This is a genomic window from Pseudomonas ficuserectae (genome assembly GCF_024584585.1).
Classification (GTDB): Bacteria; Pseudomonadota; Gammaproteobacteria; order Pseudomonadales; family Pseudomonadaceae; genus Aquipseudomonas; species Aquipseudomonas amygdali.
On sequence record NZ_CP085684.1, the window covers coordinates 875,840 to 896,938 of the forward strand.

General features: G+C 53.5%; 20 protein-coding genes and 1 pseudogene. All 21 read right to left on the reverse strand.

What is annotated here, in order from left to right; translation table 11 throughout:
• Positions 1 to 90: 90 nt before the first annotated feature.
• Positions 91 to 702, reverse strand: a complete 612-nt coding sequence (locus LJU29_RS03935) for a DUF3275 family protein (RefSeq protein WP_019741157.1) — start codon at positions 700 to 702, stop codon at positions 91 to 93.
• Positions 703 to 797: 95 nt separating this feature from the next.
• Positions 798 to 1,133 (reverse strand): hypothetical protein, encoded by a 336-nt coding sequence (locus tag LJU29_RS03940; protein ID WP_019741156.1) that lies wholly within the window; start codon positions 1,131 to 1,133, stop codon positions 798 to 800.
• Between the two features lie 354 nt (positions 1,134 to 1,487).
• A complete protein-coding gene (locus LJU29_RS03945; protein WP_005740010.1) occupies positions 1,488 to 2,042 on the reverse strand; it encodes an STY4534 family ICE replication protein in 555 nt (184 codons plus the stop codon).
• 96 nt (positions 2,043 to 2,138) lie between these two features.
• Positions 2,139 to 2,357, reverse strand: coding sequence for a hypothetical protein (locus tag LJU29_RS03950; RefSeq protein ID WP_005740009.1), 219 nt, complete (start codon positions 2,355 to 2,357; stop codon positions 2,139 to 2,141).
• Between the two features lie 304 nt (positions 2,358 to 2,661).
• Positions 2,662 to 3,030 (reverse strand): hypothetical protein, encoded by a 369-nt coding sequence (locus LJU29_RS03955; protein WP_019741155.1) that lies wholly within the window; start codon positions 3,028 to 3,030, stop codon positions 2,662 to 2,664.
• A gap of 207 nt (positions 3,031 to 3,237) precedes the next feature.
• A complete protein-coding gene (locus tag LJU29_RS03960; protein WP_019740320.1) occupies positions 3,238 to 3,771 on the reverse strand; it encodes a hypothetical protein in 534 nt (177 codons plus the stop codon).
• A gap of 1,073 nt (positions 3,772 to 4,844) precedes the next feature.
• Positions 4,845 to 6,866 (reverse strand): DNA topoisomerase III, encoded by a 2,022-nt coding sequence (locus LJU29_RS03965; protein WP_257111683.1) that lies wholly within the window; start codon positions 6,864 to 6,866, stop codon positions 4,845 to 4,847.
• Between the two features lie 583 nt (positions 6,867 to 7,449).
• Entirely contained in the window at positions 7,450 to 8,238 is a 789-nt protein-coding gene (locus LJU29_RS03970; protein ID WP_019740426.1) for a hypothetical protein, read from the reverse strand.
• A complete protein-coding gene (locus LJU29_RS03975; protein WP_004663588.1) occupies positions 8,238 to 8,420 on the reverse strand; it encodes a hypothetical protein in 183 nt (60 codons plus the stop codon). The genes LJU29_RS03970 and LJU29_RS03975 overlap by 1 nt, the downstream gene beginning before the upstream one ends.
• A gap of 496 nt (positions 8,421 to 8,916) precedes the next feature.
• Positions 8,917 to 9,468, reverse strand: a pseudogene (pilL2, locus tag LJU29_RS03980) (PFGI-1 class ICE element type IV pilus protein PilL2); the annotation flags it as partial.
• 249 nt (positions 9,469 to 9,717) lie between these two features.
• A complete protein-coding gene (gene tssI / locus LJU29_RS03985; RefSeq protein ID WP_054997596.1) occupies positions 9,718 to 11,574 on the reverse strand; it encodes a type VI secretion system tip protein TssI/VgrG in 1,857 nt (618 codons plus the stop codon).
• A gap of 741 nt (positions 11,575 to 12,315) precedes the next feature.
• The gene (locus tag LJU29_RS03990) at positions 12,316 to 13,296 is read right to left on the reverse strand and encodes a hypothetical protein (RefSeq protein WP_057454322.1); all 981 of its coding nucleotides are present in this window, start codon (positions 13,294 to 13,296) and stop codon (positions 12,316 to 12,318) included.
• Positions 13,297 to 13,583: 287 nt separating this feature from the next.
• Positions 13,584 to 15,536, reverse strand: coding sequence for a DEAD/DEAH box helicase (locus tag LJU29_RS03995; protein WP_257111685.1), 1,953 nt, complete (start codon positions 15,534 to 15,536; stop codon positions 13,584 to 13,586).
• 2 nt (positions 15,537 to 15,538) lie between these two features.
• Positions 15,539 to 17,437, reverse strand: a complete 1,899-nt coding sequence (locus LJU29_RS04000; protein WP_257111686.1) for a PcfJ domain-containing protein — start codon at positions 17,435 to 17,437, stop codon at positions 15,539 to 15,541.
• A 104-nt stretch (positions 17,438 to 17,541) separates the two neighbouring features.
• A complete protein-coding gene (locus LJU29_RS04005; RefSeq protein ID WP_074800021.1) occupies positions 17,542 to 17,742 on the reverse strand; it encodes a CrpP family ICE-associated protein in 201 nt (66 codons plus the stop codon).
• Between the two features lie 75 nt (positions 17,743 to 17,817).
• Positions 17,818 to 18,105, reverse strand: coding sequence for a hypothetical protein (locus LJU29_RS04010; RefSeq protein ID WP_005747017.1), 288 nt, complete (start codon positions 18,103 to 18,105; stop codon positions 17,818 to 17,820).
• A gap of 182 nt (positions 18,106 to 18,287) precedes the next feature.
• Positions 18,288 to 18,425 (reverse strand): hypothetical protein, encoded by a 138-nt coding sequence (locus tag LJU29_RS04015; protein ID WP_162234942.1) that lies wholly within the window; start codon positions 18,423 to 18,425, stop codon positions 18,288 to 18,290.
• Positions 18,426 to 18,434: 9 nt separating this feature from the next.
• Complete coding sequence (locus LJU29_RS04020) at positions 18,435 to 18,896, reverse strand: single-stranded DNA-binding protein (RefSeq protein WP_005760514.1); 462 nt, start codon at positions 18,894 to 18,896, stop codon at positions 18,435 to 18,437.
• A gap of 11 nt (positions 18,897 to 18,907) precedes the next feature.
• On the reverse strand, positions 18,908 to 19,741 hold the full coding sequence (locus LJU29_RS04025) for a Rha family transcriptional regulator (protein ID WP_122325435.1): 834 nt from the start codon (positions 19,739 to 19,741) through the stop codon (positions 18,908 to 18,910).
• A 5-nt stretch (positions 19,742 to 19,746) separates the two neighbouring features.
• Positions 19,747 to 20,301 carry a DUF3158 family protein gene (locus LJU29_RS04030; RefSeq protein WP_005734579.1) on the reverse strand — a complete coding sequence of 185 codons (555 nt, stop codon included), beginning with the start codon at positions 20,299 to 20,301 and terminating at the stop codon, positions 19,747 to 19,749.
• Between the two features lie 5 nt (positions 20,302 to 20,306).
• On the reverse strand, positions 20,307 to 21,086 hold the full coding sequence (locus tag LJU29_RS04035) for a PFL_4669 family integrating conjugative element protein (protein WP_005747011.1): 780 nt from the start codon (positions 21,084 to 21,086) through the stop codon (positions 20,307 to 20,309).
• Between the last annotated feature and the right edge of the window lie 13 nt (positions 21,087 to 21,099).

A 21,099-nucleotide genomic window follows, 5' to 3' on the forward strand; every position in this document is an offset into this window, starting at 1 on the left:
GGGCGGAGAAGCCCCTCAGGATTGATGGTGTTGAATGGATAAAACCGTTTGCTCGATTGCTACCAGGAAATGATCAGCTTTGGAGCAGGATTAAGGTGTGCTGAGATTCCAGGTCTGCAGCTTGAAGTCCAGCTCATAGCCGAGCTCGCCAAGGCGTACACATTGTCGCCGTAGTCGCTGACGGTCTACCGTTGTATCGAGCTTGACTGAACTTCCAAGAGGCCAGATGGTGCCAAACAGCTCTGCATCAGCTTCAACTGTCGTGAACTGCTTCTGCGGTGCGGCCTTCGCCATTCCGAAGGGGGCGTCACTGTCATTGGTCGCTGAACGTGCGGACGTTGTGTGAACGGTGCGACGCGCCTTGGTTGGAGAGGAGCTTCCCGAAACCTCTTCGTCTATTGGGTCTGTTTCATTGTTGGACAGCCTCTCAGCCTCATCTGCGCTCAGATTGGCCACATCCTCCAATGACATGCTGTCCAGCCTGGCGCGGATTTCGACCACTAATCTGCCGCCGTTTGTGTAGTAGGAAGGGCGAATTTCAGTGATAACGAAATCGCCTCGATATTTACCTTCGTGATGCTGATCGAGCAGTGCGTCCTTGATGACGAACTCGCCTATGGACGTCGAAAGTCGCCCAACATTGAATTCGCCGTTACGGCCGCTGATGGTACGTATGGCCAAATAGCCGGGCAGGGTAATCATGAACTACTCCGGATTATCGGGCTGGCCGCATAGTTGGCCCCCGAAAAAAAGCCCGAATACTCGGGCTTGTTAGTGGTAGCAAGTTGCAAACTGGATCAGAAAAGGTAGAGTGGCTGTTCATCTCTCAGCGAAATACACAGATACGAATTGCCGTGCACTGCATCAATGCGATGAAGTCTCAGTTCGAGCCAATGACGCCCCGAGCGGTCCCCGTTGGGCAGAAAACGATAGATGCCGAAGTCAATCTGTGGCTCATCGGGCTGCAGATGCAGCTCGCGATAGGCTTCGAGTACGACTTCGCCTAACCGAGTACCGACCTCCGCAATGTGTGATGGTGCTTCCATATGAACCGATTCTTTCCAAGCGGTAGGAGTCAGCACAACAGGCAGCTTCAGCAAAGTTGACGGCAGATGGTTTACGGTGATGGACATAGTAGTTCTCCAGGTGCAGGTAACCACCTGGCCCGACCGGGAGGTGAATTACCCGATCAGGTTGGTTTTCGTTCAGTAAAACGTGTGGTTTGAGTTTTGCTGTTGAGGCATCTTTGGGAGGCGATGCTTCAGGACGTGAGCGCTGTGGTCATCAAGGTGACAAAACTGGCCAACAGTTCACTTGCACCTATTCGAGTCAATAGCGATGCGGATGTCTGTTGTCCACATTCGAGAAAAAATAGGCAGAGCACCGTCAACACGAATGTAGCGATGGCGTATTTCATAGAATCGTTACCTGCGTTGTGAGAAAAAGAAAAGGCGCCTGGGAGGGCGCCTTGAGAATGAATCATGCTTTTAAGCGGCTTGTGCTCTAGGCGCGCGCTGCTTTTTGGCAGGTGTCTTTGCAGCGGGTGTTTCTGTTACAGGCGTTTTAGCTGGTGCTTCGGCTTCAGATTGAGCTGGGGGAGTTTCGTCGGAGCTTTGGCTTGAAGTTTCGACAGTAGTCGCATCTTTAGGCTTGGCATCGTAAACGAACTCACCTTCAATTTTGATCCAGGCAAGGTACAAGAGACGGCCTTTGAGGCTGGCACTTGTTTGCCCTTGCTTGGCACCACTGGTGTAGGTGAAAACATCAGCCCAAATATCACCGATGCGGAAAGAAACAAGAACTTTCTTACCAGCATCAACTGCTTCCTGGCATCGGCGAATCAGCTTCTCAGCTTCAGCGCCAACCACGTTGCAATCGATGTAAGCGTACTCAGCCGAGTCAGTGCTGCCTTTGAGCGCGGCCACTGTGACAGCCATGAAAGGATTCCCTTTACGGGGTTTCACTTCACGAATGCGGTTGAGATAGCCAATACCAGTGGTATGCAGGTCGAAGTATTTGCTTTCGTTAGTCGAGTTGCTCATGGTGTGTCTCCAGTTTTGAATGATCAAAGCGGAGATACACTTCGCCCAGGGGGAAGGTATTCCCCGCATGGGTGGTAGAGCGAAATTTCACGACAATCAATGCATGAATCTGAACGCAGTAAGCATGACACCTACAGCCGCAGTCAGCATGAGTGCCATACGAATTGAAAGTTTGAGTTCAAGTTTGTCGAGATCGGCTTTGGTGGCGAGCTGCGTTTGCATGTCAGACTCCAAGGCATCGACAACTGCAGCGGCGCGGGTTTCCTCGACATCAATCGAAATCAATGCTTGGTACAGCGCAATACTGCTTTTCATGAAGGTCTCCTGCTGAGCGCGAGACCTACCCTACGGGAAAGGTCCCGATGGGTGTGAGAATCAATGTGCATTCATCAATCAAATAATCTGATCAACCGTTCGCGCTTCCGAATGCTTTGCGAACTAGGGGTTGGATTAATGCGTGGAACGCATCGTAGTCATGAAATCCAGACTACCTCGGGCATGTTGCTGACAACGTCAGCGGTACATGGCTTTAGAATCCTTTACGGGCGATTCGTTTGTCAACCCTCCCAATGAAAAAAGCCCCTCAATGAATGAGGGGCTTGTCGGGGGAGGGGGATTATCAAGCAATGAGCGGGTCCAGAGAGCCCAGTACAAGGCCCTTAACGGCTGGTTCAGCATCCTGCTTTTGGGAGGTGGCGGGTGCCTTTGATGCGCGAGGTTTGCGGGGTTTCTTCGCTGGTTTGGTCTGAGCTTCTTGCGTATTAGCCTCATACCAATCATGAAGGTTGATCCCTTTGCGACGCACTATGGCTGGGACGCTGCAGTAGTTTTCGCACTCGTCGTGGGTCATTGCAGGTTCGGGCATTTTCCTGCACTGCGGTGCCGCCATATGGACGTTTGCAGGGCTGAGCTTCTGGTTGACCGCACGTGTGCATTCACGCAATGCCGTGCCGACCCTAACGCCAAAACGAAAGCTTGCTGAACTCATGGTGTTTCTCCTGGGAAAAATGCGGAGAACACCGCCCGAGAGGGGAGTGATTCCCCGCTGGGTGAGTGACGCGTTTAGTGTGCAACCATCGGCAATTGGGTCGCCGAACGTTCGCCCTTCCGGAAGCTTTGCGAACTTTTTTTGGATCAATGCGCAGAACGCATCGTAGTCATGAGATCCAGACTACCTGGGGTGCTGCTGACAACATCAACGCCATAGGCGCAAGATCTTGAGGACACTACGGATACAGGCGTTCTTTGTGTTGAGGACAATGGCTTTCATGCCGGTTCTACTTGCATCTGCGATTTCCTCTTGACGCCAGCGCTCCTCTTTCTCGGCCCACTCTTTGCGGATGAGCTCCGAATCATCCTCGGGGTAATATCCATCTGTACTGAAGTCCACATAGTCATCTGGCCCGGGGAGCTCAAAACACCCGCAAGGACAAGTGTCTTCAGTCAGACCGTGGCTGCAGATGCCGTGACTACGAATATCGTCCATGTGTGCCTCAATTTCCGACGGTGAAAGATAATCATAGGCATAGCGTGCATAGGCAAATGCCTCCGCCACTTCGGGTGACGTTTCGTCACCGCCAAAAGTCTCGATCATCCGCGAACAGAAATGTTTGAGGACCATGGTTTCGTATGTGGGAAACTTGCAACATGCGTCGCCGTACAGCATGTTGACGCGTTCAGTAATCTCAACATTTTGGAGTGGTGAGGGTGAAGCCGCGTGGTTCGACATGGTCTATCTCCGTTCAAACAGCAGAAAACGGAGACACTTGTCCCCGAGGGAAAGTATTCCCCGAGGGTAGGTGAGTTATATGATATGACTCGGCTAAGCCGAGTGCAGCACGGTGTGCGACGTGAAGTATGCATCCATCGGTACCGAATACCGATCGTTCGCGCCTCCGGAAGCTTTGCGAACTTAGGGATGGATCAATGCGTTGAACGCACCGTAGTCATGAGATCCAGACTACCCGGGCATGTGGCTGACAACGTCAGCGGTACATGTCTTGAGAATGAGAATTCGGGGAGGGCTTGTCAAGCAGTAGTAGCGCAGGAGTCGCTTATGATCTTGGGTGAACGGCAATGACGTGATGAATCGCACACCATTTAGGCGAGAGCGCTCGCCAGATCGGGGATCACTTGAGCGCAGCGGCCAAGAGGATAACGATGAGAATCGTGCTGAGAGTTATCATCGTCACAGACGATCACTCTCAGCCAATGTGGGCTTGGCTATAACTTGAAAAATGTGCCACCTGTGAGCGCAAGCTCAGCGAGGATCCCTGGGCATTGATCGCACGCATTGCTTCATCGACATCACCCGACCCGTTGTCGTGGCTTGGGCCAGTAATCAAAAGGCACGCATTCGCGCACAAAAGGAGCCCGTTTTTTCACCGGCGGGCACCGGCAGCGAAAAGTGGCTACCTCGGAAGGTAACCTGGTCATCCAGCGCGCTGCGAGATGACCAGGTTACCTTCCGAAAAAGCGGGGGAATTTGAAAAAAAAGTGGGCCACAACACCAGTGTGACCCTGAGACGATTATGCATCGAACCTTCCATGAACCCTATGTGCCTATGAACCCGCTTTCACGAGTTAGACGGCTGCGTGTCTGCTATTGAACAGGGAGACACAGGGAGAATTCACAACAAGATCTGTACGCCCCTCCCGATGCTTTGCGTACTTTGGGGTTGGAGAATGAAGGCAAGGCCGACTTCTCCAGGGTGTCACTGATGACCGTCAGTGACCAACGGGGTGGAACAGTGAATGAGTCTATTGTGGCACATCATTTGTCAGGCCGCCATATCCAGTGGTTCAAGCGGTTTTCGTCGTGGCGGTGCGCGTCTTGGCTGACTTGCCCGACGATTTTTTCTTCCCTGTACCGATGTTCACCGTACCTTTGCATTCGGGGTACCTGGTACACGCCCAGAAAACACCTGAGGCTCCTTTGCGCTGCGAGGTTTTCGCGTTGCACAACGGGCACGTGGGACCTTCGGGAACCTTGATCGACAAGGTAGTGCCCTTGTACTGATCGACGAGCCTGGTGATCCAGCTCGATTGCCTAGAGATGAAATCATCGAGCGTCAAGGTGCCTTGCTCGATCATGGTGAGCGCCTGCTCCCAGATCGCAGTGGTGCCAGGGTCGGCCACGGCAGGAGGCACCGCATCGATCAGTGAAAACGCTGCTTCAGTTGCCCGCAGCGCGCGACCTTTCTTGATGAGCGAACCTCGGTCGATCAGGCTCTGGATTGTCCCGGCGCGAGTTGCTTCCGTCCCGATCCCCGTCGTTTCTTTTAGCTTCTGAGCCAGCCGTGGATCCTTGACCAGCTTGGCGATGGTCTTCATTGCCTTGACCAACGTGCCCTCGGTGTAGGGCTTGGGAGGTTCTGTCTTCAGCGCTTTCAGCTGCAGGTCCTGGATGTCACATCGAGAGCCAACCTGCAGCATTGGCAGGGTCTGTGACCGACCCCCACTTGCGTCTCCCTCTTCCTCGGATGAGCTAGAAAATAGAATTTTCCAGCCCGGCACCACTATTCGCTTGCCCACGGCATGCAGTGAAACCGCGTTGCACTCGAAGGTGGCCACGGTACGGTCATATTCATGGGGAGGCATGAACTGCGCAAGAAAGTGAGCGCGGATCAACTCATAGACCCTGCGCTCCTTCTCAGACATTGCCGAAAGGTTCGCGGGTTCCAGGGTCGGGATGATTCCATGGTGGGGCCCCGTGATTTTTTTGTCATTCCACGCCCGTGAGCGCTGCTCCGGGTCGATCAGCAGGAGTGCCTTACCAATAGTGGGATCAGTTCGGTTGATGGCATCAAGTACCATAGGCACCTCATCCAGCATGCTCTCTGGCAGGTAACCACAATCGGTTCTGGGGTAGGTTGTTGCTTTGTGGGTTTCGTAGAGGGCCTGGGCGACGTCGAGCGTCTCTTGAACCCCTAGCCCGAATTTCGCCGAGCATACCTCCTGCAGGGTGCTCAGATCGAAAGGGAGCGGCGCGACATCCCGACCACGCTCGATCTCCACAGAGATAGCCGTAGCCGTCTGGCTATTTTTCAGTGCATTGAGCGCGGCAGTTGCTGCGCTCTGATCGAGGCAGCGGCCTTCGTCATCGGTGACTGATTCATCGGCGACCCATTTAGCCAGGAACGAATGCCCGGCAGCGCAGAGCTGAACGTCGAGGTTCCAGAACGGTTTGGGGATGAAGTTTGCAATTTCCCGGTCCCGGTCGACCACCAGGCGCAGCGTCGGAGTTTGAACACGGCCGACGGACAGCACGCCGGTGTACCCGGCCTGTCGTCCGAGCAGGGTAAACAGCCGCGAGAAGTTCATGCCGATCAACCAGTCCGCCCTGGAGCGTGCGAGCGCTGATAGGTATAGCGGATAGGTTTCCGCACCCTGTTTGACGCTGTTGAGCGCCTGGCGAATGGAGGCCTCATTCAGGGCCGAAAGCCACAGCCTCTGAATCGGCCCACGGTACCCACAATATTCGATCAGCTCGCGCGCGATCATTTCACCTTCGCGGTCGGCATCGGTCGCGATCACCAGTTCTGTCGCTTCTTTGAGCAACTGCTTCACGACCTTGAACTGGCTGGCGGTCTTCGGTTTGACGATGACTTTCCACTGTGCAGGTAAAATAGGAAGTGTATCCAGGCTCCAGTTTTTCAGGTGATCGCCGTAGGCATCCGGCGCGGCAGTTTCCAGCAAGTGGCCAATGCCCCACGTGACGGCCACCCCCGGCCCTCTGAGGCAGCCGTCACCCCGGGTTTTTGCTCCGAGTACGGCGGCAATGTCTTTACCCTGGCTGGGCTTCTCGCACAGATACAAACGCATAAGGACTCCGATGAGGGCTTGCGGCTCAAAGGGAAACCTTGCCTGTCTGCTGAATGAAACGCTCTAGGAAACCGTAGATTAGTTCTGGGGGGTTGAAATTTCGCTTTGTGTGGTGCTCTTCTGATTCTTTTTGGCGGTTCTTAACATCGAAAAGCTGATATACAACGCCATACAGAATCCGGCCTCTTGCTCCGACCGAACTGGACCTAAGGAGCCGCTGATTTATTCGGTTTTCGTCCCAGCAACGCTCTGGAGGCCTTGATTTATCAGGGGGCAACAGCTGTGCTTTAGAATAAATCAGCGTCGCCCTAAACGCCGCAGAATGCGATAACGGTCTGATGAGTGTTCAAAAGTTATTTAGTATACTGTTTGCGTAATAACCTACTAATTATCGATAAGGTAACCCGTTGATAAAAGTTGACTCTACGGGAATCAGCAGCTATTTTTTTCGAAAACAGTGCGCTAGTGTACTGTTTTCGAAAAAGCCAGTTGTTGACTAACGGAAAATTCAAATTTTATCAATGACTTAGGTTGCAGGTCATGGGTGAATTATTTCGCAAACAGTACACTAGAAGTTTCGATTTTAAGATATTTTTTGTCGTTTTTTGAACTGGTTCCATATTTCTTCCTCGTACGGGCTCATAGAAACAATGTTTTTTTGAGAGAGTACGATTGAGAAATCGATTTTTCGGCCTTTAAGTGTCATCTCTTTAGTTACAGCAGAGTAATCTGTGGTATAGGTAACCTTTAAAGAATCTTTATCCCTATAGCCACTCATGGTTGGAACAATCTCGAAATCTTCATCCATACCACCGGCTTCGTGCAAATCGCCGATATGCGAGACTCGCCCGACGTAAACCTTACGATCTTCCATAGAGAACATGTACAGGCCGTTCTCATCCCGCATAGATCTCATAAGATGCCGCGTCAGTGGTCGGCTAGGTACCTTTGATGCTAGAATCAGACCTTTGATGGTCGGAGCCAATGCCCTATGCCTAATCATTAGCAGTAGCGTAAACAGGCGTGGTGATAGCCAAGCTATTACCAATGAGATTGCGGATGCTTGAACAAGAAACGCCCATATGGGCGCCTCTCTGGCTTCAGTTATTTGGTTATGGATAAGAAAGCCTTTGAAGTACTTGATATAATCAATATATTTGCTTGGTTCCGATGCAAAAAAACCATGTTTGCTCGCGTAAATTAACCCAAAGCTTGCAGCGCAACCAACAGCAAAAATGAAAATTCCAGTCTTGGCTATCAGCATGTACAAAAGCTGACCGTCGTAGCGGCTCATGGTCGCTTGCCGGTAAATGCTTCCACTGCAGAATAGGTAGCCGCTAACCAAAATAGGCAGAATGAGAAGCAGCCCCATCAGCCATTAGCCACAATTTTTCTTGCTTTTTCGCTAGCTTCAATGAAGCGTTTGCTTGTCAGGATTTCTTGAGTGTCAATTGACATTCCACCGCGATCGCTGATGCGTAACGTTTTGAGTCCGCGCAGCGATTCAAGGATTTCTTTTTCATGCTTGCTAGTTTTAAAAAGTAACCCAAGCATTTTCATTCTCCAGGTCGGCTTTCGTGGAAACGCATGAACAATGTCCAATTCTGTTCATTCACCGCTTAATCTAGCACAGCGCACGCGAATTTTCTCATCTATCGTTCAGTTTAGGCAATTGAGAACAAAGGCTTTTAACCGCTTTGCCAAGCTGCGTGCAAGGCGCGAAGAACACGGCTATCTGGTACCTTATGGAGACGCTGATTTATTCTAAAACCCAGCTGTTGACCCTGATAAATCAAGGCCTCCAGAGCGTTGCAGGGACGAAAAATCGAATAAATCAGCGGCTCCCTAACGCATTGCTTGTCGCGGTGTCAGGTCATGAGAGTTTTCTTTATGCGTACAGGGCGTGTGGGCTTTGTCAGCTTTTTTCGTTCGAGCTCCGGCTGTCGCGTAACTCTGCATACTCGGCCAAGGCGTTCCTATAGATGAGAACCTTCCACTCATGTACCAGCCACCGCCCCATTTACAGTTTCCCTTGGTATGCGGGCACGGGCGATGACTTTTGCTGTGTCGGGGAGTCTTCCGCAGGTTTTGGAGTTTCCGGCAATTGGTAACCAGGGCGCAGTACAAAACACACGCCGCGCGTCACTTCGTTGACTTTGACCTGCCATGCGGGACCTGCGAGGACCTGCAGGGTGTTGCGCAGGCTCATGGGGCCGAGCTTGTACTGCGCCGAAGGAAGGGGGCGCGTGAACAGGATGTTTACATGATTCGTCGTCGGTGGGCACAAGGTGTAGCCCGAGCGACTGAGAACATACTGCATCGCATCCTGGACGGACGGGTGCATGTTGGGAGGAATGCTGACATCGATGATCTGGGCCATCAGGTCGCGTTGTTCGGCTTGTGGAGCGGTATTCACCAGGGCGTATCGACCGTAGCGAACCATCGGCTCCTGACCTGACTTGGCGCCATTTGAATACAGGTCTGGCGAGAGCAGCTCAGGATTCTGGCTGCTGTCGTAAGCTGGTCCAACCGGTTTGTCCGCTACAGACGTGCATCCGGCGAACAACGCGAGTATGGAAAGTGTGGAAAGCTGCCTGATCATGTGTGCCTTGACCCCATTTCTTGATGGTGGCCAAGGTGCCAGCGCTTCAATTACAAAGCACTGTTAAACCCTAAACGGATCAATTCAGGTTATTCGAGGAGGCATTGAGACGCGCGGGCGGGGGGAGGAGTGCCGTCATGACAACCCTCCTGATCAATGCGCCACGCCGGCTAATAGGTGATCGCTAACTGGATGATGATGAAGGCTGGCAGAGTCAGCCTCCATGGTTGTTGTAGAGAATGAGTCACGTCAGTCGTTGACTCTGACCGGCGCACCGGTGATTTGAGTCGTACCCTTGCTCACTGTGGTAATGGCGTTGCCCTTGATCTCAATGCCATCCGGCGTGAGGGTGATGCTGCTTTCCCCCACTTGCAGAATGATGTGTTGCTTAGCGTTGACCTGGATGAACTGGTTATCCACCTGAATCGTCAGTGAGCCTTCCTGAACGTTCATCACGGTGTCTTTCTTGATGATCTCGGTTTGCCTGCCATCGACAGTCATCGTGCGGTTGTTGCCAACTTTATGGGTTTCGTCGAGCTCGATCTCGGTGTCCATGTTGCGCTCGGCGTGCATGATGAGTTGCTCGGCGCCGGCCTTGTCTTCGAACCGGAAGAAATTCGCCGAACCGCCGTCGCCCTTCATCGACCGGGTCAGGAAACCACTCTGGGTCTTGTTGGCTGGCAGTGACCAAGGCGGTGTGTTCTGGCTGTTGTAGAGGCTACCCATGACGAGCGGACGGTCAGGGTTGCCATCAAGGAAAACGACTACCACCTCGTCGCCGACTCGCGGAATCTGCATGCTGCCAAAACCGCCGCTGGCGCCGGATTGAGCTACGCGGACCCAGCAGGAGCTTTTATCGTCAAACTTGCCATAGCGGTCCCAATGGAACTGTACTTTTACGCGGCCCATTTCATCGGTGTAGATCTCCTCACCGGGGGGGCCAACGATAATGGCGGTTTGTGGGCCGTTAATTGAGGGCTTACGAGTTGCTAACTGAGGCCGATAAGCAATTTTTTTGCGAACACATACAAATTTGTTGAGGTAACCTGCCTGATCACCAGTCAAGTAGTTATTACTACCTACATGGTCAACCGATATAATTAAGAACTGCCGGTTTTCAGCGGTTCCAGTATCGTGCTCATAGTGCTGGGTCAGCTCGAACGTATAGCCCGGCTTCATGACACGACAGTTGCTATCGCCATAAAATGTTTTACCTAATAACTCCAAGGCCTCAATCCGGTTACGGACCATTGCCTCACCATCCTCATAGTTTCCATGAGTATACTGCCCTGGGAAATCGTATATCTCGAAGCTGTCGATGTCTCCCTGCTGATTCATACTCTGCATGGTGACTGGTAGCGCATTATTTGGCTGGCGGTAATCAAAGGTACGTACGGAAACTTTGCCAGACTGCAGTTGGCGGGTCGCATTCCACTGGGTAATCGAGTCAGCCGTCTCGGTCACTGAGGCTGTGTGAAAACGAATCTGAGGCTGCTCCGCCAAAGGCACTAATGTGCTGGAGTCATCAACCACAACCATCACGTGCGAGTCGGCAGTGTGCTCGAAATAGTAAAAAAGCCCCTCATTTTCAAGCAGTCTCTGTACAAAGTTAAAGTCACTTTCGCGGTACTGGGTGACATAACTATGATTTTTTAAGGACTTGCTCAGGCGAAATTCGTATTTTGGAAATGCTCCGTAGCTGCTAAATACCTCAGTTAATACATCTTGAACTGTTTTATCTTGAAATATTCGCGTGTCAAATCTACAGGTAAGCATCCATAACCACGGCCCAAGCACCGCACTGTAGCGAGAAAGCCCACCATCGCTACCTTGAGAACTGAAGCGGTTCACGTAGCCGTTGATATAGCGTTTAGAACCATCGGCAAGTTCGATTTCCACGGTCGCGGGGCGGCCAATGAGTGATTTTAGCTTCACATCGGAACGCTGGCTTAGTAGCGCCAAATCTAGCTCGAAAAGCCGGGAGAGGCTTTCTGAACCAGAAAAATGCTCCAGCAGCATTTCCTCCTCACCGCCGGACGCAAATGTATTTAGCTTGAAAAGCCTTTTATTCTGCGGGCTCAGCATGGAAAGAAAATCCGTCAACATTGTGCGCTCCTTGAAAATTGGCTACTTGCAAAACTCATCGGTCTAACTTGGTAGCGAAAATGCGGCCAATCCAAGACGCTGCGCGCCTTGAACGAAGCTCTTCCACATTCATGAATGTGTATTCCTGATGTTCTCGCGCCTCTTGATCCTTCAGAGTACGTAGGGATGAAATACTGGTGCGATGGTAAAACAGCATAAATAGGGCAATAACTATAAATAGAAAGACGAGCAGCGTCGCTGGCGATCTATAAACGTGGAAAACTGGATAAATCAGTATTCCCAGGCCGCCCCCAACAGCGCCGAGTGCCCAACGATTCTCCTGCTTTGGCTCAACGACTTCGACGCGCTGCGAGCGCACTACCAGAGACTTTCTAGGACTCCGCCATACACATAATAGCGAATAGATAATCGTGCAGAGAGCTAGCGGCATACAACTGATCAGTAACGACATGCCAAGTCCCAACTTAAACTGCTTGTAAGTCGCGACTAACGCCATTAAAAATGCGAATCCAGGGGCAACACCCAAATTTGTAAACAGCCTAAGACTGGCATACTTACTAAATCTTTCAGTCCGGTACGCGCAGTCAACGCACCAGTATGTTACCCATATCACAAATACAGCGGAGGGAATAGTTAACACGCTCGGTGCAATAGCCGCAGAAAACACGGCCAGCAGGGTGAACAAAAACCAAGCCCCCCATACAGTAGCTAAGTATCGATGCGGTTCAACATGGAACATTATTAGTCTTTTCCCGTCAGCAAATTACCAAAAGAGGTACCCCACCCGCTTACATCGTCGCTCATAATAATCTGTATTGCGAGGCCTACACCTAATCCAATCGCAATTACTACTACCGCAGGCGCACTCACGGTCGCACCAATCGCTACTCCACTTGCAAAAACTAAAGCATTCGTGGGCTGGCTATAGGCAGTTTTCTCTAAAAAATCCCTACCACTAGTAGCGCTGTTTATATCCATAACCAATTGTGGACCGAACGCGAGAATCGGACCGGCGGCTTTCCCGACAAGCATCTTCCCAACCCCCCGCTGACCATACAAGTCGCCGTCGACATGCGCAGTCGATTTTAACGTTTTAGCTGCATTGTATGCTGGGATATGAATCGTATTGCCCACGACCTTCCCGCCCACTCGATAGATACTGGCTTTGGCCGTTGCTGGTATTTCAAAGTATAAGTTACCGCCTACGCGAATGAGCTTGATCCTGCCACGAAAAGCCCGATGAGCAGAGACACTTCCTGGTTTCCCACGGGAGGCCGCCCATTTTTTAAGCTGCGTCTTTGTCGACTTACTAAGATCGAGTAGGTTCTCAACCTTGGTTGCTTTCGAACCTGCATGAAGAATACCTCCCCCACTCGCGAGCGTGCCTGGCAGGTTAGCCGTAGAAAATAGCAAAGGGCCCACGACCGGAATTTTTTCCGCCTTCTCCTTGAGCTCCAAAAACTGTTTTGCTGCTACTTCAGGGGCTTTTTTTAGCTTATCAAACAAGAAAATCAGCGTCGTGAAGTAGTCTTCGGTTTCTTCAGGAGAGAGCTCAGCTTCTGGAGAGCTAAGCTCGTTGATGAGAAATTCCGCAGCACTTAGATCATCAGTGGCATAAGTGCCTGCAATGTCCAAGGATGAGGGGAAGGCCCTAGCGGCAACAACACTTGGCCATGGCAATGACCCTTCGCCAAGCAATCCTTGCTGGGGACCTGTTCCCATGGGATCTGCAGCTGTACATGGATAGAGTCCATTACTCACGACCAACCTCCTTTACACGCTGGTTCGATGCCAAGTACCGTCCAAGGATGGTGGCAATACAAAGCCATCCAACGTTACCATAGCCACTATGCCCCAAGAAGTGCTCAGACATGCTTAAAGCTCGAAAGTGCCATGAGTGTTTGAAAAAAGGGAGATTCTTCATAACTGCCTAAAGTATGTACTGGCGGCCGCACTGAAAAAATTCATAGCTGCTTTGTCACGCCCCTTCATGGGAATGCTGGTAACAGTCAAAGCATCCAGGCCAGCGTCTGCTTGCTCTGCTCTTCCGCTTCAGGATCGATCAGATCGCTGGCCAGCGCGCGCTTGTCCATGAGCATCTGCCACAGCTGCTGGTCGATGGTGTCTTCAGCCAAGGGAATTTTGACTACCACCATGCGGAGTTGCCCATTGCGATACGCCCGGTCTTCAGCTTGGTCCTGTAGCCCCGGCGTCCAGGGCAGCCCCAGGAAAAAGACATAGTTTGCCGCAGTCAGGTTGTAACCTGTGCCGGCGGCCGACCTGGTCCCGATGAATACCCTGCAGTCCGGATCCTGCTGGAAAGCATCAATCGCTTTCTGTCGTTTCTTGGGCGAGTCACTGCCTACCAACGTCACGCACCCGACGTCCATCTTGAGGCAGTGCTCACGCAACGTGGCCACAGATTCCTGATACTCGCAGAAGAGGATCACCTTGTCGTCGACGTCCAGCTCTGCCATCAGATCCGCCAGGATCCGTACCTTCACGCGCTCTAGCAGTTGACGCAGGGCGCCCAGCCTTGCGAATCGGTGCTGGTCGCTGCGCATGATCTGATTGTACTCGTCACGTTCTACCTGGCTGAGTATCACCGGCACAGTCTGCCGCTGCTTCCCCTTCAGGTTGGGCAGCACATCCTTGCGGCGACGAAGCATCCAGTCAGATATCTCATCTCTAAGCGTCTTGCGAAACTCAGGACTGCCGGCGAATCGCTCGCAGAACTCATTGAGGGGCAGCTGACCGATGGGGTGGCCTGAAAGCCTGAGCAGTGTGTGCAGCTCGGCTTCGCGATTGAGCACAGGCGTGCCCGTCAACAGGTAGCGGTTTTGTACCTGAGCGGCTATATCGAAACCGTGGCGTGTCCATGCAGCAGTGGGTTCCTTGAGCCGGTGAGCCTCATCGATGACCATCACTGCAAACGAGCTTGCGTGTTTGACGAAGTCGCCCAGACGTTCGTAGTTGACTATGATCCAGCTCGCCTGCGCATCGAAGGTTTGCAGGGCAATCTGAGCCTCTGGAAACACCATCAGGATTTCGCGCTGCCAGTTGATGATCAGGCTGTTGAGCACGATCACTAGAACGGGTTTGCCCTGTGCGCGGATACCGGCGGCAATCACCGCCTGGCGAGTTTTCCCCAGCCCCATGTCATCGGCCAGCAGTGCGCTGGTGCGCTGTAGCAAATGACGAATACCAGCAGGCTGGTGATCCATGAGAGAAAAAGACTCGAGCGCCTTGTCGATCTCTGCATTCGTGAGTTCGGTGTTTTTGATCGAGGGCACCGACGCCAAATAGATACCTGAATCTGAAACCTCCTCCTCGGACTTCGTCGGCTCCGGGGAGTACCCCCCCAAACTGATGCTGGTGACTTCACGCACCGGAGAAACAGATCCGTCGGCAAGCAGTTCTTGCAAGGTATCCAGAATCTCGAACTGATCCTCAGCCAGGCCCAGCTCCAGGATAAGGTTGCTTCGGACCAACTCCGCGGTGCCTTGGACCCGCCAGGCTTTGCCCGCCGAGAGGTATACTCCGCGCATGCGCTTGGCGATGGCGACAGCACCCGGATGAAAATCCCCTGACAGGATCACGCCACCTTCCGCCAACGGCGCGAGCCGAAACTTCATCCCCCAAGTGAATGCGTCACGGTGCAGGTCGGACTGGGCAGAGGTGATCCTGTCCCGGAAGGCTTGCCAGCTTTCGATGTGTTTCCCATTCGCGAGCTCCGCCAGTTCCCGATACAGCACATCGAGGTCATCGAGCAGCTTGGCCTTGGGCACGCGCCAGAACTGATTTAGCGGGTGATCAGACCGGCGTATGAAAAAACCACCCCGGCGCAACAACAGCTTGTTGGCACCTTCGAGATAACTCAGGGATAGTCCGAAGTCATAGCCGTCGTAAATGGCTTTGCGCAGCAGCACTGGACGCTTGTTCATCAATCGCGGCGCTGCCATGATCAGAGTCCCCTGTCCATGAAGCGCTCAGCCCACCCGATAACCTCTTCTGCGAAACGGATGTTGTAGATTGAGGTCTTGTCGGCATAGCGATCCATTTTCGCTACCAGGTTGGGCCAGTCCAGGTTCACCGGAAGACGACCGTTCATGACTTCTGCGATGAACCTCTTGAACGCTTTCATCACCGGCGAGCCCGTGTCCGGGGTTTCGTTGTGGTGGCCTCTGATTTGAACGACGTGCAGATGCTTGGGAGTCCATTTGCCCGATTGCCCCGTCTTGTGCTCATGACTATGGGCCCTGAGCGCGAGTTCGACCGATGCCAGCGGGATCCCGTTAGAACGGATCGACAGGAGTCGGCAGTTACCTAAAAATGCGTGATAGTCGTAGGTGTCGATGCAGTGACCCAGAGCACGGTGCTCCCGGTCCAGGTCGTCAGCGCAGCGTAATTCGACGATGTGTAGGCCTGTTTCACTGCAGGTGATGGTGTCGGTGTTGAGCATCAGCCCCGGCCAGCGAGTGAAGGCATCTGATGGCTCAGGGGGGATAGCCTTCTCCAGCCTGGCCCTGATCGCTTCGAGTTCGCTGTGGAACGCATCGGTCAGATTTGATATCTGACGAAAGCTCAAGCCGCCCACAAACGCGTTCAGACGGTTCTTGGTGTTTAACGCCGCGCGACTGCCAGCTCTGTCGAGGCTGGAGAACAGCTCTCTGAGATCGACCAGCTTGGTCGTGATGTTCGACCAGGCAGGGTCTGCCCAGTCGGTTGGGCAACCCGCCAAAAGAGCGTTCATGTCAGGCAATGCTCGAAGCAATGACCACGGGATTGCCGACCTGAACGTATAGAACGAGCGCCATTGGGCTTTGGTGCTCGGGCGACGGTTACCGAGACGGGCACCTGCAATCAAATCGCCCCATCCGGCCTCGAGCCCCTCAGCATTCAAGCGGCTCAACGCACTGCCGGTGTCGTACACCCGCTGCTGACCCAGATAGCGGATCGCGGAGATGGGGGTGGAAAACAGCCACGCCAGCACTTTGTTCAAAGGCAGGCCGGTATCGGCTGCGTGCCCCACTAAGCCTGCTCCATCTCTGGTGCAATCATCATCACAGGAGCCGCAGTACTCCTGCAGGTCTTTCCATGGGCACTGTTCAAGAAGGAGGCTGTCTGCAATTTTCGGCCAAGGCATTGCATGGCCAATGACCAGCACTGGAATGAGGACGGGTTGCGCTTTCAAGGCCTGGAGCCGACGCGTACGATCCCCCCGAGCCAGCCAGTTATACAGTTGGGCTGACGGGCACTGTACCGAACGTACGGCGTGTAAAAGCTCTTGATCCAGGCTCTGACAAAACTTTTTCAGCGTGGCGCCGATGCAGGTAAGGTAAAACCGGTTACGTGGACCGTAAAACCGTTTGTTTCGGCCTTCTTCGCTGGCCGCCAAGAAATCCAGTTTCATGAGCGGTTTGATACTGAGCTGCGCCTCGTGCAGTGCCAGGTCCCGTGCGTGCTTGCTGAACGACGTCAGAAGTGCTTGCGCACCCCCATGAGTAATCAACTGATGAACCAGCTTCAACGCTCGACTCGTCGTGGGTGCGTGGACTGGGACTTTTCGCTTTTCATCAAAGCGCACAGCTGAAATCAGCCGGCCATCGAAGTATTGAAGCTGCCTGCCGAATCGCGCCACAGTTGGCCGTGCGACCCGGTCGTCGTTATGAAGTGAAACGCACCAGCACCGTGTCGACGAAGTGTGAGTCAGGTAGTGCAGAATGAACTCGTCACGTCGCTCCGGCGGTACGCCGAAATGATCAGCCCACGTGTTGGCAACAGCACGATGACGCTCTGGGAATTTCGCAATATCGAGAAGAGTCTGGACGAAATTTGGTTTGCAAATAGGCTCGGCGGTCATGAATCAATGAGCTCAAAGTGACTTGAGCCAGCACTGTCCTAGACCTGATCTGCGCTCGCCATACGTAACCGTAAACGTGGGGGGAGTGGTTTAATCGCTCTGAGTCAAAACTTGAAGCTTTGTTGTTGCGCCTGGGCAAAGCCCTGTAGCCACGATGCGCGCATGGCGGGATGCCGGTAGGGGCATGCGTGGAGAGGGATGCCGCTGCGCGCCGCGTCAGCACCCGCGCGCATCACGGCATGGTGAGGGTTGTTGAAACGACGCCGATCCGGAGTGTCACGCATCGCGTCAGGAACTGCTCTCATAACTGAGGATTCCCGTGGTGGAGATCGAAGACATCCAGGGCGTCACGAACGAGGCGATTTTTTGGATATCCAGATTTAGCTGTGGGCAACCACAGAAGCGCAAATCGGGTGCCTTTCCAAAATGGGCGCAATCTGCATCAAGACTTTCTTGGCGTCGGAAAGTGCTTTCTCCCAACGCTCCAGATCGCGCACCGTCACAGCAGTAGACCCGCTACATAGCTTGCGGCCAATGCTGTCCCGCCGTGCCTGCGCTCCCTCGCAATCGAAAAGCGCGGCCCTGACGTCAGGCGCTTGTAGGGCAACCTCGTACTGCAGTTCGACGATGATTGGCAACGTTTCAGTTTTCACGATTTCATTTGTCATTGTTCATTTCTCCAGAAAACGGATTTAGTTTGTGGGCATCATTCAATTTGGCAGTCAGGGCGGTTCTTGATGCGGTGTTGTCTGGAATGCGGATGACATAGGTTACAAAGTTTCTGAGACCCATGAGATTCGACCCGTAAGAGATTCATCGTGGCGTGGGTTCGCCGATGTGCAGATTTCTTTCACCAACTGATCCACGTAAAGGGCGTTTTTTTGCTCTGGCGAATAAACAGTGCAGAAAGAGCTGCCTGCTGGTGAAGAACGACGCTGAGCAGCTTCATTTCCACCAGCAGCCTCACGCAGAAGGCGCGGTTTTTCACACCGGTCATCTACACGGGAATATCGTCGTCGAAATCCGGTGGTGCGTCGTCGTTGTTGTTCTGCGCCCGCTGGGGCTGCTGCGTACGGGCCGCTTGCTGAGGGTGAGACTGTGCAATTTGTACCGCTTCGATCCGGGCAGGCAGGATGCCCACACGAGAGGCCTGTACCTTCAACGCCGAAAAGTCTTCTCCATCTTTGGTCCAGGTATCCATGACCGCCCGGCCTTGTATCAGCACCCGCATACCTTTCTGATAAACGTTGGCATAGTGCTCTGCGTCTTTATGCCAAAACTCGACATTGGCCCAGAACCCTCCACGGTCCTCAAAGCCTGTGCCATCGCTTTTCGGGATTGAGTTGTCGAAGTAGACGTTCAGCCGTAGCAAGCGGCGCGGATCCTTGTTGCCGTTGGCAAACTCCTTGAATTCTGGAGCAGAGCCGATGTTGCCTTCCCAATCTATTGATGTGCCCATGGTGCGTCCCCTCAGTGAGTGAATTTGGTAGCGTATGGCGTGCGCGCAGCGTGGCTGGCGACGTAGCCGAGCAACTCGCGGGCCTGGCGTGAGGTGTCGGCGAGCTTGCCGGTCATGTGGTTTTTGAAGGCGTCGCTGGCCAGTGCCTCGACCCCCTTGTCGTACAACGCGTTGAACATCAGTTCGGCATCGTGTGCCGAGCGCAGCAGGCCATAGAGCAAATCCTTGGCGATGGAGGAGCCCGCGACATTGGGCAGGTTCACGGCGGCAGACCCCTCGCCGATGATTTGACCCTGGACGAAGATCAACGCCAGCTTGATCTGTTCAGCGGTGGCCTGATCCAGCGACTGGATATCGAGGTAGGTCTGGACCACCTGCTCGCTATTGGGCCGAGGAGGACGACCTTGCGATTGGCCGCGCATGAGTTCGAGTGTCTTGAGGGCGAAAGCGAGCACCGCTTTGTTGTCGACTTCCACGGGCTGGGCTTTGAGGGCCAGCTCCATCTGATTGAAGGCGTTGATGTAGGCCTCCTTCCAGCGTGCAGCTTCCTTGCCGGTGAACCCCATGCACAGAAAAGTAAAGCCATCGCGGGTAATGCGGAATGCTGGGTCTTTACGCGTTCTACCCATACCTAGATCAACGTCAATTTGTATCGGCTCAAAATTGAGCTTATGGAAAGAGTCCGTACACTCAAGGGCTTTGATGGCCTTGATGACATTCTTGTGCAGCTTCCCAAAGTGCGATGCGATATCGACGCTGGTCGTCATGGGCTGGCCCTTGACCAGTTCGATGCTGACCTCGGAAGTCGCGTTAGCGTTGGAAGAAGTGACGATTGATTCAGTCATTGCAGTTACTCCTGAGAGACATTGGCGACGCGGGATTGGTTGATCTGTTGCAGACGTTCTGCGTAAACGGCATCAGCCTGGGCCATCTTCTCGGCGCATTCGGCAGCCTGGCGACCGATGCTATGAATCAGACTGATCTGCATGTTCAAAGCGACGCGTTGCTGTTCCATGGCGTGCAGATCCTGGAGCAGTGATTCGGGTGTTCTGGGATCGGTCAGTAAGCTGGACCAGACATTGACGCCCATCTGCCGAGTGCCCATCTCCTGCCAGCGAAGAAAAACGGTGCCGGCGCTTGTGCGTTGCCGAACCATCCGAACCGGTAGAAGGGTGTAGGGATGTCTGTTCGCCTGGGCCAGCACTTGGTCTTCGGCCAGCGCGTTCAAATCTTCTTCAAGGGAACGGCACAGCTCGGTCAACTGGAGCATCCCCCCCTTACCTTTAAAAGGTTTTAAAAGGCCTTTTAGGAAGGGCGCGTGTTGTAGGGTGCTGAAAGCATCCTGTTGCAGAGGCTGAAAGGCACCCTGTTGCAGTTTTTTCCCGTTAGCCGCCTGCTGTTTCACGCCGCTCACTCTTCGGACTCTGAACCAGGCTGTTCGTGGTCTGACTGGCCCAGTGTCATTGCCTCGTCGAAACTGTCTTCATGGTCGTCTACGTCCGCTGGGCTGTTTGATGCGGTGGCCAGAGCTGGCGCAAACTTGGAACGTCGGACGCCCTCCAGGATGTCCTGGGGGATTTCACCAAACGGTGCATACATTTCGCGCGCTTGCTCGGCGCGTGCGTTCTTGGCTGCAAAGTCTCCCCGGCTAGCGCCCGAGAATTTGTAACGCTGACTCAGGCCGAAGAGGCGTCTCAGGATCGCAGCACCTTCATCCAGCCACTGGCCCTTGGCATTGTTGTCGATCAGGCCGACGTGGCTGGCCAGCAGGATGCGGCGCACCAGTTCGTCGTAGGCGGTCAGCAGATACACCGCTTTGAATGCCAAAGGCGTCGACAGATACAACGGGAGTGTCACGGGCTGCACGGACAGGTTCTCGCCAATGGACAGCATGGCGGGCAGTGCAGCCATGACTTCATCCAGCCTGTTATCGATGTCCTTCATTTCCTGTTCGGCGGTGTCGATCTTTTCTTCTATAAGAAGGAGGAACCAGTCCGAATAAGGATCGTCCTGTTCGCAGCCACGTTTGATGCGATTGAGGATGTTGGCAAAGCCACTCAGGCCGATCATCCCGGGCTTGCCTTCGGTGCGTTGACGACCAAACCAGAGCCTTGAGGCGTGGTGGGTGTGCAGGGTCAGATTGACGCTGCTTCGCAGTGAACCGAGGTTGAGCTGAAAGTTGTCAGCCATGCTGAGCGCTTCC

Excerpts from the sequence above, each read along its gene's own strand:
- LJU29_RS03945 (WP_005740010.1), bottom strand. The coding sequence starts at position 2,042 with ATGAGCAACTCGACTAACGAAAGCAAATACTTCGACCTGCATACCACT.
- LJU29_RS04010 (WP_005747017.1), bottom strand. The coding sequence starts at position 18,105 with ATGACAAATGAAATCGTGAAAACTGAAACGTTGCCAATCATCGTCGAA.
- LJU29_RS04025 (WP_122325435.1), bottom strand. The coding sequence starts at position 19,741 with ATGACTGAATCAATCGTCACTTCTTCCAACGCTAACGCGACTTCCGAG.
- LJU29_RS03950 (WP_005740009.1), bottom strand. The coding sequence starts at position 2,357 with ATGAAAAGCAGTATTGCGCTGTACCAAGCATTGATTTCGATTGATGTC.
- LJU29_RS03935 (WP_019741157.1), bottom strand. The coding sequence starts at position 702 with ATGATTACCCTGCCCGGCTATTTGGCCATACGTACCATCAGCGGCCGT.
- tssI (WP_054997596.1), bottom strand. The coding sequence starts at position 11,574 with ATGTTGACGGATTTTCTTTCCATGCTGAGCCCGCAGAATAAAAGGCTT.
- LJU29_RS03940 (WP_019741156.1), bottom strand. The coding sequence starts at position 1,133 with ATGTCCATCACCGTAAACCATCTGCCGTCAACTTTGCTGAAGCTGCCT.
- LJU29_RS04020 (WP_005760514.1), bottom strand. The coding sequence starts at position 18,896 with ATGGGCACATCAATAGATTGGGAAGGCAACATCGGCTCTGCTCCAGAA.
- LJU29_RS04005 (WP_074800021.1), bottom strand. The coding sequence starts at position 17,742 with ATGAGAGCAGTTCCTGACGCGATGCGTGACACTCCGGATCGGCGTCGT.
- LJU29_RS03970 (WP_019740426.1), bottom strand. The coding sequence starts at position 8,238 with ATGGGGCTGCTTCTCATTCTGCCTATTTTGGTTAGCGGCTACCTATTC.
- LJU29_RS04000 (WP_257111686.1), bottom strand. The coding sequence starts at position 17,437 with ATGACCGCCGAGCCTATTTGCAAACCAAATTTCGTCCAGACTCTTCTC.
- LJU29_RS03995 (WP_257111685.1), bottom strand. The coding sequence starts at position 15,536 with ATGGCAGCGCCGCGATTGATGAACAAGCGTCCAGTGCTGCTGCGCAAA.
- LJU29_RS03955 (WP_019741155.1), bottom strand. The coding sequence starts at position 3,030 with ATGAGTTCAGCAAGCTTTCGTTTTGGCGTTAGGGTCGGCACGGCATTG.
- LJU29_RS03975 (WP_004663588.1), bottom strand. The coding sequence starts at position 8,420 with ATGCTTGGGTTACTTTTTAAAACTAGCAAGCATGAAAAAGAAATCCTT.
- LJU29_RS03990 (WP_057454322.1), bottom strand. The coding sequence starts at position 13,296 with ATGGGAACAGGTCCCCAGCAAGGATTGCTTGGCGAAGGGTCATTGCCA.
- LJU29_RS03960 (WP_019740320.1), bottom strand. The coding sequence starts at position 3,771 with ATGTCGAACCACGCGGCTTCACCCTCACCACTCCAAAATGTTGAGATT.
- LJU29_RS04035 (WP_005747011.1), bottom strand. The coding sequence starts at position 21,086 with ATGGCTGACAACTTTCAGCTCAACCTCGGTTCACTGCGAAGCAGCGTC.
- LJU29_RS03965 (WP_257111683.1), bottom strand. The coding sequence starts at position 6,866 with ATGCGTTTGTATCTGTGCGAGAAGCCCAGCCAGGGTAAAGACATTGCC.